Raw genomic sequence first — 13,673 nt, 5'->3', positions numbered from 1 at the left:
GCGAAGGTGTGCCATGCCCCTGAGCCATCCCCGCCGTTCGGCGCTGTCCGAGCAGGTCATCGCCGAGCTGCGCAACCAGATCGCGTCGGGTGAGTGGCCGGTCGGCTCGCGCATCCCGACGGAGCCCGAGCTGGTCGAACAGCTCGGGGTGGCCCGCAACACGGTCCGCGAGGCCGTCCGGGCGCTGGCGCACAACGGCCTGCTGGACATCCGCCAGGGCTCCGGCACGTACGTCGTGGCCACCAGTGAGCTGGCCGGCGTGATGCACCGCCGTTTCGCCGGCGCCGACCCCCGGCACATCGCCGAGCTGCGCTCCACGCTGGAGTCGGCCGCCGCGAAGCTGGCCGCCGAGCGGCGCACGGAGAAGGATCTCAAGCAGCTCGACGCGCTGCTGGTGCGGCGTGAGGAGGCGTGGGAGTCGGGTGACGCGGAGGCGTTCGTCGCGGCGGACACCACCTTCCACCTGGCCGTCGTGGCCGCCTCCCACAACGACGTGATGACCGCGATGTACGCCGATCTGGGCGAGGTGCTGCGGGACTGGCTGCGCGAGGACGTCGGCGAGGAGCTGACCCCGGAGACGTACATGGATCATGGCCGGCTCCTCGACGCCATCCACGCGGGCGACGCCGGGACGGCGGCGACGGAGGCGGCGAGCTATCCGTTCCAGTGCCGCCCCGGGCGGTTCAGCTCCCCCGGTTCTGGTGGCTGATCCACGCCGAGCGGACTTCCTTCCAGCAGCGGCCGGTCAGGCGCACGGTCATCGCGGGCTCGGCGTCCACGGGGGCACTGTCGGTGTCCAGGTCCCACCACCGGTCGCACTCGATGTGCAGGCGGACCCGATCGATGTCCACATAGGGGTTGTGGCAGTGGGCGACCACATGGGAGCCCTCGATTCTGGTGCGGCACGCGGCGCCGAACGGTGGCGGATCCTCCTCCGGTTCCCCGGCCACCACGCGCACGTGCGACAGCGCGTCGTACGGCGCGGACAGCACGAGAGTCACGGCGACGGTCACTGAGGCCAGGCAGCGGTACAGGCGCACAAGGGGACCTCCTCGGCCGTGCTGGGGAGGGACGCGTGGTGACGCGATTCCAGGGTGCCCGGCCGCCCGCCGCTCCCGCCCGGCCGGATAGGCCGAACGGGGGACACGCCAAGGGCCCGCACCCGGCTGGATGCGAGCCCTTGATCAGCAGTGTTCAGGTGATCAGGTGATCAGGTGATCACCCGGTGAACGATCGATCAGGCGCCGATGGCGTGCAGACCGCCGTCCACGTGGATGATCTCGCCCGTCGTCTTCGGGAACCAGTCGCTCAGCAGGGCGACGACACCGCGGCCGGCCGGCTCCGGGTCCTTCAGGTCCCACTCCAGCGGGGAGCGGTTGTCCCACACGGACGCCAGTTCGCTGAAGCCCGGGATGGACTTGGCGGCCATGGAGCCGAGCGGGCCCGCCGAGATGAGGTTGCAGCGGATGTTCTGCTTGCCCAGGTCACGCGCCATGTAGCGGTTGGTGGCCTCCAGGGCGGCCTTGGCCGGGCCCATCCAGTCGTACTGCGGCCAGGCGAACTGCGCGTCGAAGGTGAGACCCACGACCGAGCCGCCGTTCTGCATCAGCGGCAGACAGGCCATGGTCAGCGACTTCAGGGAGTACGCCGAGACGTGCATGGCCGTGGCGACCGACTCGAACGGCGTGTTGAGGAAGTTGCCGCCGAGCGCGTCCTGCGGCGCGAAGCCGATGGAGTGCACGACGCCGTCCAGGCCGCCCAGCTCCTCGCCGACGACGTCCGCGAGGCGGCCGAGGTGCTCGTCGTTGGTCACGTCGAGCTCGATGACCTTGGTGGGCTTGGGGAGCTTCTTGGCGATGCGCTCGGTCAGCGTGGGCCGCGGGAACGCGGTCAGGATGACCTCGGCGCCCTGCTCCTGGGCCAGCTTCGCGGCGTGGAAGGCGATGGAGGCCTCCGTCAGCACACCGGTGATCAGGACGCGCTTGCCCTCGAGAATTCCGCTCATGGTGATCAGTGACCCATTCCCAGTCCGCCGTCTACGGGGATGACGGCTCCAGTGATGTACGAGGCGTCGTCCGAGGCGAGGAACCGCACCGTCGCGGCGATCTCCTCGGGCTGCGCGTAACGGCCGAGCGGCACCTGCGACACGATGTTCGAGCGCTGCTCGTCGGTCAGCGCCTGGGTCATGTCGGTGTCGACGAAGCCCGGCGCGACGACGTTGAAGGTGATGTTGCGCGAGCCCAGCTCACGGGCGAGGGAGCGCGCGAAGCCGACCAGCGCGGCCTTGGAGGCGGCGTAGTTCGCCTGGCCCGCCGAGCCGAGCAGCCCGACCACCGACGAGATCAGGACGACCCGGCCCTTCTTGGCGCGCAGCATGCCGCGGTTGGCCCGCTTGACGACCCGGAAGGTGCCGGTGAGGTTGGTGTCGATGACCGAGGTGAAGTCCTCCTCGGACATCCGCATCAGGAGCTGGTCCTTGGTGACGCCGGCGTTGGCGACCAGGACCTCGACGGAGCCGTGCTCGGCCTCGATCTCCTTGTAGGCCTGCTCCACCTGTTCGGGGTCGGTGATGTCGCACTTGACGGCGAGGAAACCGGCCGGCGGCTCACCCGAGCGGTATGTGATCGCGACCTTGTCGCCGGCGTCGGCGAAAGCGCGGGCGATGGCGAGGCCGATGCCCCGGTTGCCTCCGGTGACGAGAACCGATCGGCTCAACGGATCACCCTTTCGATAGCGGTCTGGTACCCCGCCCGAGCACCCGTGGACAGGCAGCGATGACAGGCGGCTTCACCGAAAACCTATCGGTCCGGCCGCGACGTGGGACATTCGGGCACCGACAGTGGCACAGGGGCGGCACTGTCGAATCCCTACAGAAAGTCGCGTTCTCCCGGCGGAAACGTGTGGTCCGCGGGACCGCTCGCGCGACATGATCGGACCCGACAGGCGACGACAGCAGGGAGACCTCGGTGCCTCATACCATCGACGAAGCCTTCACGGCGCTTCCGCTCCGCGCTCTGGCCGACGCCGCGCTCGCACGCGCGCGTGCGCTGGGGGCGGAGCATGCCGACTTCCGGTTGGAGCGGGTGCGCAGCGCGTCCTGGCGGCTCAGGGACGGCAAGCCGTCCGGGTCGTCGGACACCACCGACCTGGGGTACGCGGTACGGGTCGTGCACGGCGGGACGTGGGGCTTCGCGTCCGGTGTGGACCTGACCATGGATGCCGCCGCCCGGGTGGCGAGTCAGGCCGTGGCGATGGCGAAGCTGTCCGCGCAGGTGATCAGGGCGGCCGGGTCAAAGGAGCGGGTGGAGCTCGCGGCCGAGCCGGTGCACGCGGACCGGACGTGGATCTCGTCGTACGAGATCGATCCGTTCACCGTGCCCGACGAGGAGAAGTCAGGCCTGCTGACCGAGTGGAGCGAGCGGCTGCTCGGCGCCGACGGGGTGGACCATGTCGACGCCTCGCTGCTCACCGTGCACGAGAACAAGTTCTACGCCGACACGGCCGGGACCGTGACCACACAGCAGCGCGTACGGCTGCACCCGCAGCTGACCGCGGTGTCGGTCGACGAGTCGACCGGCGAGTTCGACTCCATGCGCACCATCGCACCGCCCGTCGGACGCGGCTGGGAGTACCTCACGGGCACCGGCTGGGACTGGGACGCCGAACTCGACCGGCTGCCCGAGCTGCTCGCCGAGAAGATGCGCGCGCCGAGCGTGGAGCCGGGCCTGTACGACCTCGTCGTCGACCCGTCCAACCTGTGGCTGACCATCCACGAGTCCATCGGACACGCCACGGAACTGGACCGCGCGCTCGGCTACGAGGCCGCCTACGCCGGCACCTCCTTCGCCACGTTCGACCAACTCGGCAAGCTGAGGTACGGCTCGGAGCTGATGAACGTCACCGGTGACCGCACCGCCGAGCACGGCCTCGCCACCATCGGGTACGACGACGAGGGCGTCGAGGCGCAGTCCTGGGACCTGGTCAAGGACGGCACCCTCGTCGGCTACCAGCTCGACCGCAGGATCGCCCGGCTGACCGGGTTCGAGCGGTCCAACGGGTGCGCCTACGCCGACTCGCCCTCTCATGTGCCGGTGCAGCGGATGGCCAACGTGTCGTTGCGGCCGGACCCGGCCGGGATGTCGACCGAGGATCTCATCGGGGGCGTGGAGCGGGGCATCTACGTCGTCGGGGACCGGTCCTGGTCGATCGACATGCAGCGCTACAACTTCCAGTTCACCGGTCAGCGTTTCTTCCGGATCGAGAACGGTCGGCTCGCGGGTCAGCTGCGGGACGTCGCCTACCAGGCGACGACGACCGACTTCTGGGGCTCCATGTCGGCCGTCGGCGGCCCCCAGACGTACGTCCTGGGCGGTGCCTTCAACTGCGGCAAGGCCCAGCCGGGCCAGGTCGCGGCCGTGTCGCACGGCTGCCCTTCGGCCCTCTTCAGGGGCGTCAACATTCTGAACACCACCCAGGAGGCCGGTCGATGAGCGCCCCGACGAACAAGCCGCACGAGATCGTCGAGCGTGCCCTGGAGCTGTCCCGGGCCGACGGCTGTGTCGTGATCGCCGACGAGCACTCGACCGCCAACCTGCGCTGGGCGGGCAACGCGCTGACCACGAACGGCGTCACGCGCGGGCGCACGCTCACCGTCGTCGCGACCGTCGACGGCAAGGAGGGCACGGCCTCGGGTGTCGTGTCGCGATCCGCGGTGACCGTGGAGGAGTTGGAGCCGCTGGTGCGGGCCGCGGAGGCCGCCGCTCGGGGCGCCGGGCCCGCCGAGGACGCGCAGCCGCTGGTGACGGGCGTACCGCAGTCGCCCGACTTCTCCGACGCGCCCGCCGAGACGTCGTCGGCCGTGTTCGCCGACTTCGCACCGGCGCTGGGCGAGGCCTTCGCACGCGCGCGTGCGGGCGGTCGCGAGCTGTACGGCTTCGCCAACCACGAGGTGACGTCCAGCTATCTGGGGACGTCGGCGGGGCTGCGGCTGCGGCACGACCAGCCGAACGGGACGCTGGAGCTGAACGCCAAGTCGCCCGACCGTACCCGCTCGGCGTGGACCGGCCGGTCGACGCGGGACTTCAAGGACGTCGACCCGGCGGCGCTGGACGCCGACCTGGCCGTACGCCTCGGCTGGGCCGAGCGGCGCGTGGAGCTGCCCGCCGGGCGGTACGAGACGCTGCTGCCGCCGACCGCGGTGGCGGACCTGCTGATCTACCAGATGTGGTCGGCGTCGGGGCGGGACGCGGCGGAGGGCCGGACGGTGTTCTCCAAGCCCGGCGGCGGCACGCGCGTGGGTGAGCGGCTCACCGAGCTGCCGCTGACCCTGCGCAGCGACCCGAACGAGCCGGGCCTGGAGGCGGCGCCCTTCGTTCTCGCGCACTCCTCCGGGGACGACTCGTCGGTGTTCGACAACGGTCTGCCGCTGACGCCCACGGAGTGGGTGGCCGAGGGCGAGCTGAAGCATCTGCTCACGAGCCGGCACAGCGCGGGGATGACGGGGCTGCCGCTGGCGCCGGGCATCGACAACCTGATTCTGGAGAACGGGGGCGAGGGCCGCTCCCTGGACGAGATGGTCGCGAGCACCGAGCGCGGACTGCTGCTGACCTGCCTGTGGTACATCCGCGAGGTCGACCCGGCGACCCTGCTGCTGACCGGCCTGACCAGGGACGGCGTCTACCTCGTCGAGAACGGCGAGGTGACCGGCGAGGTGAACAACTTCCGGTTCAACGAGTCGCCGGTCGGGCTGCTGGGCCGGGCCGTGGAGGCGGGGCGCACGGAGAGGACGTTGCCCCGGGAGTGGAACGACTGGTTCACCCGGGCCGCGATGCCGCCGCTGCGGATCCCGGATTTCAACATGAGCTCTGTCAGTCGGGGCGTATAACCTCGTAGGCGGCGGTCACCCGACTGCCCGAAGATCATCCAAGGAGACACGAGAACCGTGACGGACATCGTCGACGAGCTCAAGTGGCGTGGGCTGTTCGCCCTCTCCACCGACGAGGAAGCACTGCGCAAGGCGCTCGCGGACGGTCCCGTCACGTTCTATTGCGGCTTCGACCCGACCGCGCCGTCGTTGCATGTGGGGCATCTGGTGCAGGTGCTCACCGTTCGCCGGCTCCAGCAGGCCGGTCACCGGCCGCTGGCGCTGGTGGGCGGCGCGACGGGCCTGATCGGCGACCCGCGCCCCACGGCGGAGCGCACGCTGAACGACCCGGAGACGGTCGCCGGCTGGGTGCAGAAGCTGCGCCACCAGATCGAGCCGTTCCTGTCCTTCGAGGGTGAGAACGCGGCCGTGATGGTCAACAACCTCGACTGGACGCAGGGCCTCTCCGCGATCGAGTTCCTGCGGGACATCGGCAAGCACTTCCGTGTCAACAAGATGCTGACGAAGGACTCCGTCGCCCGGCGCCTGGAGTCCTCCGAGGGCATCAGCTACACCGAGTTCAGCTACCAGATCCTGCAGGGCATGGACTTCCTGCAGCTCTACCGGCGGTACGGCTGCACGCTCCAGCAGGGCGGCAGCGACCAGTGGGGCAACCTCACGGCAGGGCTGGACCTGATCCACAAGCTGGAGCCGCACGCCAGTGTGCACGCGCTGGCGACGCCGCTGATGACCAAGGCGGACGGCACCAAGTTCGGCAAGACCGAGGGCGGCGCCGTCTGGCTCGACCCGGAGATGACGACGCCGTACGCGTTCTACCAGTTCTGGCTGAACGTGGACGACCGGGACATCTCGACGTACATGCGGATCCTGTCCTTCAAGTCCCGCGAGGAGCTGGAGGAGCTGGAGAGGCAGACGGAGGAGCGTCCGCAGGCGCGGGCGGCGCAGCGTGCACTGGCCGAGGAGCTGACGACGCTGGTGCACGGCGCCGACCAGACGGCCGCCGTGATCGCCGCGTCGAAGGCCCTCTTCGGGCAGGGTGAGCTGGCCGAGCTGGACGAGCGGACGCTGGCGGCGGCCCTGTCCGAGGTGCCGAACATCCAGGTCGCCGGGCCGGCGCCGGTGGTGGACCTGTTCGCCGAGGTCGGCCTGGTGCCCAGCAAGTCGGCCGCGCGCCGCACGGTGAAGGAGGGCGGCGCGTACGTGAACAACGCGAAGGTCGACTCCGAGGACGCGGTTCCGGCCAAGGAGGACCTGCTGCACGGGCGCTGGCTGGTGCTGCGCCGGGGCAAGAAGAACCTGGCGGCGGTCGAGGTCACGGGCGCCTGACACGGACGTGACCGTGTGCGAGCGGGGTGGCCCTTCTGTCGGGGAGGCCGCCCCGTTCGCCGTACGCCGTCTCAGGCGCGTCGTTTGCCGCCCCTGAGCTGCATGTACGCCATGTCGCCCAGGAAGACGATGATGATCGCGGCCACGAGCTGGAAGATGTGACGGCTCCAGTCGATGCCGGGCGTCTCGTCGACACCGAAGCCCCTGGCGATGGCGTTGCCTGCGATGGCTCCCAGCATGCCCAGGATGGTGGTCAGCCAGAGTGGGATGTGCTGCTTGCCCGGGATGATCGCCTTGGCGATCAGACCAAGCACGAATCCCACGATGATCGCCCACAACCAGCCCATGGCTGCCTCCTCGTACGGCTCGACGTGAGCATTACGCCCAGTGTCGGCCCGTAGGCCGTACGGCGCATGTCGGATACGGCCGTGCGCGCTACGCCCGACGGCGTTCGCCCAGGCGGGAGTGGGACCCGCTCTCGTGGGCGACGCGGCGGCGGCGTAACGTGGAGGCTGTCCGGCCCCGGTTCCGGCCGGGTGCGAGCTGGGACGGGCCGGGGAGAGTCCGAGGCGGGCGGATGGTGGAATGTGATGCGGGATAGGCATGGCGACGGCAACGGCCAGGTGTTCCGGATCACCGGAGCCCGGCAGGGCCTCCAGGAGGACGTCCGCGGCCGGCAGCGGCGGTACGTCATCTCGATGTCGGTCCGAACGATCTCGGTGATCCTCGCGGCGACCCTGTGGAACGTCGAACGGCATGTCGCGATCGTGGCGCTGGTACTGGGCGCGGTGCTCCCCTATATCGCGGTGGTGATCGCCAACGCCGGGCGGGAGAACGCGCCGTCGCTGCCGTCGACGTTCGTGAGCGTGCCGCCCCCGCCGATGCTGATGCCCCCGAGGGCGGACGACGGCGGCTCCACGGAATCCGTACCGGAGGACAAAGTGGGCGATCCGGTGAAAGAGCGGCCCGAACAGAGGACGTAAGGCTGCGGAGGGTCTTCGCGTCAAGCCTTCGTTCAGAGCTATGGAAAAGCTCGGATCAATCATGTTGTTCAGGTGCCCGGCAACCGGTTACCCGTGACATACTTCGTAGGCGCTCCGCATCCCCCGTCGGAGCGACGGACCGACGCCGGGCAGCTCCCCCCGTGGCTGCTCGGCGTCGCCTTTTCTGTGCAGTGGTGAGACGAACCTGTGAGTGACGAGACCCCGATCTGTTCCGCGAAGGGCTGTCGTGCCGACGCCGTGTGGGTGCTGGCCTGGAACAACCCGAAGATTCACACGCCGGAACGGCGCAAGGCGTGGCTCGCGTGCGGGGAGCATCGCGAGCATCTTTCGCAGTTTCTCGGGGTGCGGGGGTTCTTGAAGGACGTTGTGCTGCTCAACGAGTGGGAGGAGCAGCAGGGGGGCTGAGGGGCATCGATACAGCCCCGCCCCCCTTTGGGGCGTTGCAGTCAGCCCCCTATCGCAGACATAGGCCTGTCCGGCTGCACGAAGCTCGGGTCGTCCAGGCCCGCGCCCGCCTTCTTGCCCCACATCGCCAGGCGCCAGATACGGGCGATCTCCTCGTCGGGGGCGCCCGAGCGGAGGGCCGCGCGCAGGTCCGTCTCCTCGCGGGCGAACAGGCACGTACGTATCTGGCCGTCGGCCGTCAGGCGGGTACGGTCGCAGGCCGCGCAGAACGGACGGGTGACGGAGGCGATGACACCGACGCGGTGCGGGCCGCCGTTCACGATCCAGCGCTCGGCGGGGGCCGTGCCGCGGGCCTCGTCGCCCTCGGGGGTCAGGTCGAAGCGGGTGCGCAGGGAGGTCAGGATGTCGCCGGCCGTGATCATGCCCTCGCGCTTCCAGCCGTGCTGGGCGTCCAGGGGCATCTGCTCGATGAAGCGCAGCTCGTAGTCGTGCTCCACGGCCCAGGCCAGCAGGTCGGGGGCCTCGTCGCCGTTCAGCCCCGGCATCAGGACCGTGTTGACCTTGACCGGGGTCAGGCCCGCCGCACGGGCGGCGTGCAGGCCCTCGATGACGTCCTTGTGGCGGTCGCGGCGAGTGAGGGCCTTGAAGACGTCGGGGCGGAGGGTGTCCAGGGAGACGTTGACCCGGTCCAGGCCGGCCGCCTTCAGGGCGGTCGCGGTGCGCTTGAGGCCGATGCCGTTGGTGGTCAGCGACATCTGGGGGCGCGGGTCGAGGGCCGCGACACGCTCGACGATGCCGACCAGGCCGGGGCGCAGCAGGGGCTCGCCGCCGGTGAAGCGGACCTCCTTGATCCCCAGGGAGGTGACGGCGATGTCGATCAGGCGGACGATCTCGTCGTCCGTGAGCAGGTCCGGCTTGGCCAGCCACTGCAGGCCCTCCTCGGGCATGCAGTACGTACAGCGCAGATTGCAGCGGTCGGTCAGCGAGACCCTCAGGTCGGTGGCCACCCGGCCGTAAGTGTCGATGAGCACGTGGCCCCCTCCCTCATGGTGGATCACACGCGACGGAGCACATCTTTCTCCGACATCTGCGAGCCTACGTGACCCCACTGACATCGCCTAAGGCCCGATCCCACGAGGTAAGACGCGGCCGCGTCGTAGGGACCCACAGAAGTCCCACGACGCGGCCGCTTCTCAGGTGTGCTCAGTGGGCGCCGGTGCCGGTCAGGGACCGGACCTCCAGCTCGGCGTACTTGCCGGTGTCCGGCTCCTCCTTCGACAGGACCGTGCCGAGCCAGCCCATCAGGAAACCGAACGGGATGGAGATGATGCCCGGGTTCTTCAGCGGGAACCAGGCGAAGTCGACGCTGGGGAACATCGCCTTGGGGTCGCCGGAGACGACGGGCGAGAACAGCACCAGGCCGACGGCGACGATCAGACCGCCGTAGATCGACCACAGCGCGCCCTGGGTGGTGAACCGCTTCCAGAACAGGCTGTACAGGATGGTCGGCAGGTTGGCGGACGCGGCGACCGCGAACGCCAGGGCGACCAGGCCGGCCACGTTGAGGTCGCGGGCGAGGGCGCCCAGGGCGATGGAGACGATGCCGATGAAGACGGTCGCCCAGCGGGCCGCCTTCATCTCCTCCCCCTCGGTGGCCTTCCCCTTGCGGATGACGTTGGCGTAGATGTCGTGCGCGAAGGAGGACGACGAGGCGAGGGTGAGGCCGGCGACCACGGCGAGGATCGTCGCGAAGGCCACCGCCGAGATCGTGGCCAGCAGGATCGCGCCCCAGGCCGAGTCGACGCCGCCGAGGTGCAGGGCGAGCAGCGGGGCGGCCGTGTTGCCGGACGGGTTGGACGCGATGATCTCGTCCTGGGAGATCAGCGCGGCCGCGCCGAAGCCGAGGGCGATGGTCATCAGGTAGAAGGCGCCGATGATGCCGATCGCCCAGTTCACGGACTTCCGGGCGGCCTTGGCGTTGGGCACCGTGTAGAAGCGGATCAGGATGTGCGGCAGACCGGCGGTGCCGAGCACCAGGGCGATGCCGAGGGAGATGAAGTCCAGCTTGGAGGTGCCGCTGGCGCCGTACTGCAGGCCGGGCTCCAGGAAGGCGGCACCCTTGCCGCTGTTCTCGGCGGCGCTGCCGAGCAGGTCGGAGATGTTGAAGTTGAACTTGAGCATCACCAGGAAGGTGATCAGGATCGTGCCGCCGATCAGCAGCACGGCTTTGATCATCTGAACCCAGGTGGTGCCCTTCATACCGCCAATGGAGACATAAACGATCATCAGAACGCCGACGAGCGCGACGATCGCGACCTTGCCCGCGTCCGAGGTGATGCCGAGGAGCAGCGAGACAAGGACGCCGGCGCCGGCCATCTGGGCCAGCAGGTAGAAGATCGACACGACGATCGTGGAGGTACCGGCCGCGGTGCGGACCGGGCGCTGGCGCATGCGGTAGGCGAGGACGTCACCCATGGTGTACCGGCCGGAGTTCCGCAGTGGCTCGGCCACCAGCAGCAGGGCGACCAGCCAGGCGACCAGGAAGCCGATGGAGTACAGGAAGCCGTCGTATCCGAAGAGGGCGATCGCGCCGGCGATGCCGAGGAACGACGCGGCCGACATGTAGTCGCCGGAGACCGCGAGTCCGTTCTGGAAGGCGCTGAACTGGCGGCCACCCGCGTAGAAGTCGGCCGCGTCCTTGGTCTGGCGGCCCGCCCAGACCGTGATGAACAGGGTCGCCACGACGAACACCGCGAACAGCGTGATGATGAGCGGGCGGTGCTCGCTGGCCTCGTTGGCCGCGAGAACGGTCTGCTGTACGGGGCTCATGCGCGGCTCTCCATCCCGGACTTGATGGCCTCCGCCTTGGGGTCGAGCTTCGCGGCGGCGTGCCGCGAGTACCACCAGGCGATGAGGAACGTGGTGACGAACTGGGCGACGCCGAGGACGAAGGCGACGTTGATGTTGCCGAAGAGCTTGGTGCCCATGAAGCCGCCCGCGTAGTTGGACAGCAGGACGTACAGCAGGTACCAGGCGATGAAGCCGACGGTCAGCGGAAAGGCGAAGGAGCGGTAGGAGCGGCGCAGTTCACCGAACTCCGCGCTGTTCTGCACCTCGACGAACTCCTCGGTCGAGGGGAGTCGATGTTCTGTCTTCGAGGGGGGCGGTGCGTCGGTGGCCACGGAGTCTCCTCGCGTTGCGGGTGCTGTGCTGATAGTTGTGATGTGGATCACGGGAACCGGGCGGCGATGTTAGTGGCCGGGTGCGTGATCCGACAGAGGGCCTCGATGGTGCTCGGGCTCCCTGTTCAACGTCACGGCGCCACGCGAGAACCGGTTCAACCTCCCTGAGTTCTTTCGAAAGTCATCGCCGGAAAACTCCGAAGTCATCGCCGGAAGTGATTGCTGGCCAGTGAGGTCGGGGGATAGCTTCACCCTGCACCACCCGTCATGTACCTGCCCGAGCACCACCTGTGTCTCGGGCCGGTTTCGTTTCCGGATGAAGTGGAGACCCCATGGCTCATCTGCGTTCCAGACGCCGGCTCGCCCTCGCCGTGCCCGTCGTGCTGTCGCTGACCGCCTCGCTCGGCTTCCTGCCCGCGGCCGCCACGGCCGCCCCGCAAGCGGAGTCCGCCGCCCAGTCCGCGGACGCGCCCAAACTGGCGTACGTCGTCAACACCAAGACGGACCGTCACACGATCGCGTCGGTGCACAAGGCGATCGCCGCGGCCGGCGGCACGGTCGTGACCACGTACGAGAAGATCGGCGTGATCGTCGTGCACTCGGCGAACCCGGACTTCGGCGCGCAGATACGCAAGGCCCGCGGCGTGCAGTCGGCCGGTGCCACGCGCACCGCTCCGCTGGTCGCCGCGGGTACGACGGACCAGGGCGCGGCCGACTACCTGACCGCCGCGGAGGCCGCGAAGGTCGAGGCGGCCGCCACGGCCGGGAGCGAGCCCCTCGAAGCCGACCAGTGGGACCTGCGGGCGATCGGCGCCGACAAGGCCGCGCAGATCAACCCGGGCAGCCGCAAGGTCACCGTCGCCGTGATCGACACCGGCGTCGACGACACCCACCCCGACCTCGCCCCGAACTTCTCCGCGAGCCAGTCCGCCAACTGTGTCGGCGGCGTCGCGGACACCAGCGAGGGCGCCTGGCGGCCGTACACCGCGGAGGACTACCACGGCACGCACGTCGCCGGTGAGATCGCGGCGGCCCGCAACGACATCGGCGTGGCCGGTGTGGCGCCCGGTGTGAAGGTGTCGAGCATCAAGGTGAGCGACCCGCACAACGGGCTCTTCTACCCGGAGAGCGTCGTGTGCGCGTTCGTGTTCGCGGCCGATCACGGCGTCGAGATAACGAACAACAGCTACTACGTCGACCCGTGGCTGTACAACTGCATGGACGACCCGGACCAGCGGGCGATCGTCGACGCGGTCAACCGGGCGCAGCTGTACGCCCAGAAGAAGGGCACCCTGCACCTGGCGTCGGCGGGCAACTCCAACCACGACCTGGACTCGGACGCCATCGTCGACGACAGCAGCCCCGACGACTCCACCCCGGTCGAGCGCACCATCGACCCGCACGAGTGCTTCGACGTGCCGACGCAGCTCCCGGGGATCGTCACGGTCAGCGCCACGGGCGTGCAGAACCTCAAGTCGTACTACTCCACGTACGGCAAGGGCGTCGTCGACGTCGCGGCGCCGGGCGGCGACCGGCTCTACCAGATCCCTGACACGCCGTCGAAGAACGGCCGCATCCTGTCGACCATGCCGAACAACCAGTACGCCTTCCTCCAGGGCACCTCGATGGCCTCGCCGCACGCCGCGGGGGTCGCGGCGCTGCTGAAGTCCGAGCACCCGTGGGCGAGCCCGGCGCAGCTCCAGTGGCTGCTCAAGGCACAGGCGGACAAGACGGCCTGCCCCGAGTCGTACGACCAGGACGGTGACGGTACGCAGGACGCGGTGTGCGAGGGCGGCACACGCGTCAACGGTTTCTACGGACACGGCATCGTCAACGCGCTGCGCGCGGTCAAGTAGCCGCTCAGGCCGCGGC

Annotated in this window: 14 protein-coding genes; 7 read left to right on the top strand and 7 right to left on the bottom strand. The window is 69.4% G+C overall.

What is annotated here, in order from left to right; all coding sequences use genetic code 11:
• The first annotated feature begins 13 nt into the window (after nt 1-13).
• Complete coding sequence (locus I2W78_RS32130; RefSeq protein WP_196463746.1) at nt 14-709, top strand: FadR/GntR family transcriptional regulator; 696 nt, start codon at nt 14-16, stop codon at nt 707-709.
• Here I2W78_RS32130 and I2W78_RS32125 read toward each other — a convergent pair.
• The 3 genes from I2W78_RS32125 to fabG form a co-directional block, all read right to left on the bottom strand.
• Nucleotides 684-1,040, bottom strand: a complete 357-nt coding sequence (locus I2W78_RS32125) for a hypothetical protein (protein WP_196463745.1) — start codon at nt 1,038-1,040, stop codon at nt 684-686. The genes I2W78_RS32130 and I2W78_RS32125 overlap by 26 nt on opposite strands.
• A 197-nt stretch (nt 1,041-1,237) precedes the next feature.
• Nucleotides 1,238-2,005: an enoyl-ACP reductase FabI gene (gene fabI / locus I2W78_RS32120; RefSeq protein WP_196463744.1), complete on the bottom strand. Its 768-nt coding sequence runs from the start codon at nt 2,003-2,005 to the stop codon at nt 1,238-1,240.
• 5 nt (nt 2,006-2,010) lie between these two features.
• Nucleotides 2,011-2,715, bottom strand: coding sequence for a 3-oxoacyl-[acyl-carrier-protein] reductase (gene fabG / locus I2W78_RS32115; RefSeq protein ID WP_196463743.1), 705 nt, complete (start codon nt 2,713-2,715; stop codon nt 2,011-2,013).
• A 251-nt stretch (nt 2,716-2,966) separates the two neighbouring features.
• Here fabG and I2W78_RS32110 point away from each other — a divergent pair, with 251 nt between their 5' ends.
• The 3 genes from I2W78_RS32110 to tyrS are packed head-to-tail and all read left to right on the top strand — an operon-like array spanning nt 2,967 to nt 7,210.
• Nucleotides 2,967-4,490, top strand: a complete 1,524-nt coding sequence (locus I2W78_RS32110; RefSeq protein ID WP_196463742.1) for a TldD/PmbA family protein — start codon at nt 2,967-2,969, stop codon at nt 4,488-4,490.
• On the top strand, nt 4,487-5,884 hold the full coding sequence (locus tag I2W78_RS32105; RefSeq protein WP_196463741.1) for a metallopeptidase TldD-related protein: 1,398 nt from the start codon (nt 4,487-4,489) through the stop codon (nt 5,882-5,884). The genes I2W78_RS32110 and I2W78_RS32105 overlap by 4 nt, the downstream gene beginning before the upstream one ends.
• Before the next feature lie 57 nt (nt 5,885-5,941).
• Nucleotides 5,942-7,210, top strand: a complete 1,269-nt coding sequence (gene tyrS / locus I2W78_RS32100) for a tyrosine--tRNA ligase (protein ID WP_196463740.1) — start codon at nt 5,942-5,944, stop codon at nt 7,208-7,210.
• A 71-nt stretch (nt 7,211-7,281) separates the two neighbouring features.
• Here tyrS and I2W78_RS32095 read toward each other — a convergent pair whose 3' ends face one another.
• Complete coding sequence (locus I2W78_RS32095; protein WP_196463739.1) at nt 7,282-7,557, bottom strand: GlsB/YeaQ/YmgE family stress response membrane protein; 276 nt, start codon at nt 7,555-7,557, stop codon at nt 7,282-7,284.
• 243 nt (nt 7,558-7,800) lie between these two features.
• On the opposite strand from I2W78_RS32095, the gene I2W78_RS32090 reads away from it, so the two are divergent.
• Together I2W78_RS32090 and I2W78_RS32085 are read left to right on the top strand one after the other, a co-directional pair.
• Nucleotides 7,801-8,193 (top strand): DUF3099 domain-containing protein, encoded by a 393-nt coding sequence (locus I2W78_RS32090; protein WP_196463738.1) that lies wholly within the window; start codon nt 7,801-7,803, stop codon nt 8,191-8,193.
• Nucleotides 8,194-8,400: 207 nt separating this feature from the next.
• A complete protein-coding gene (locus tag I2W78_RS32085) occupies nt 8,401-8,619 on the top strand; it encodes a hypothetical protein (protein WP_196463737.1) in 219 nt (72 codons plus the stop codon).
• A 41-nt stretch (nt 8,620-8,660) separates the two neighbouring features.
• Here I2W78_RS32085 and moaA read toward each other — a convergent pair whose 3' ends face one another.
• The 3 genes from moaA to I2W78_RS32070 all read right to left on the bottom strand — a co-directional run bounded on the left by moaA (nt 8,661) and on the right by I2W78_RS32070 (nt 11,801).
• On the bottom strand, nt 8,661-9,650 hold the full coding sequence (moaA, locus tag I2W78_RS32080; protein ID WP_196463736.1) for a GTP 3',8-cyclase MoaA: 990 nt from the start codon (nt 9,648-9,650) through the stop codon (nt 8,661-8,663).
• Between the two features lie 172 nt (nt 9,651-9,822).
• Nucleotides 9,823-11,448, bottom strand: coding sequence for a solute symporter family protein (locus I2W78_RS32075; RefSeq protein ID WP_196463735.1), 1,626 nt, complete (start codon nt 11,446-11,448; stop codon nt 9,823-9,825).
• A complete protein-coding gene (locus I2W78_RS32070) occupies nt 11,445-11,801 on the bottom strand; it encodes a DUF485 domain-containing protein (RefSeq protein ID WP_196463734.1) in 357 nt (118 codons plus the stop codon). The genes I2W78_RS32075 and I2W78_RS32070 overlap by 4 nt, the downstream gene beginning before the upstream one ends.
• 332 nt (nt 11,802-12,133) lie before the next feature.
• Here I2W78_RS32070 and I2W78_RS32065 point away from each other — a divergent pair, with 332 nt between their 5' ends.
• On the top strand, nt 12,134-13,657 hold the full coding sequence (locus I2W78_RS32065; RefSeq protein ID WP_196463733.1) for a S8 family serine peptidase: 1,524 nt from the start codon (nt 12,134-12,136) through the stop codon (nt 13,655-13,657).
• Nucleotides 13,658-13,673: the final 16 nt, after the last annotated feature.

This window comes from Streptomyces spinoverrucosus, from assembly GCF_015712165.1.
Classification (GTDB): domain Bacteria; phylum Actinomycetota; class Actinomycetes; order Streptomycetales; family Streptomycetaceae; genus Streptomyces; species Streptomyces spinoverrucosus_A.
Note: the sequence above shows the minus strand (reverse complement) of the source record. Positions and strands in the feature narration are given on the sequence as shown.

What these genes read in the sequence shown, in the direction of transcription:
- I2W78_RS32130 (WP_196463746.1), top strand. Translation starts at nt 14, where the DNA reads ATGCCCCTGAGCCATCCCCGCCGTTCGGCGCTGTCCGAGCAGGTCATC.
- fabI (WP_196463744.1), bottom strand. Translation starts at nt 2,005, where the DNA reads ATGAGCGGAATTCTCGAGGGCAAGCGCGTCCTGATCACCGGTGTGCTG.
- I2W78_RS32105 (WP_196463741.1), top strand. Translation starts at nt 4,487, where the DNA reads ATGAGCGCCCCGACGAACAAGCCGCACGAGATCGTCGAGCGTGCCCTG.
- I2W78_RS32095 (WP_196463739.1), bottom strand. Translation starts at nt 7,557, where the DNA reads ATGGGCTGGTTGTGGGCGATCATCGTGGGATTCGTGCTTGGTCTGATC.
- I2W78_RS32090 (WP_196463738.1), top strand. Translation starts at nt 7,801, where the DNA reads ATGCGGGATAGGCATGGCGACGGCAACGGCCAGGTGTTCCGGATCACC.
- I2W78_RS32075 (WP_196463735.1), bottom strand. Translation starts at nt 11,448, where the DNA reads ATGAGCCCCGTACAGCAGACCGTTCTCGCGGCCAACGAGGCCAGCGAG.
- I2W78_RS32065 (WP_196463733.1), top strand. Translation starts at nt 12,134, where the DNA reads ATGGCTCATCTGCGTTCCAGACGCCGGCTCGCCCTCGCCGTGCCCGTC.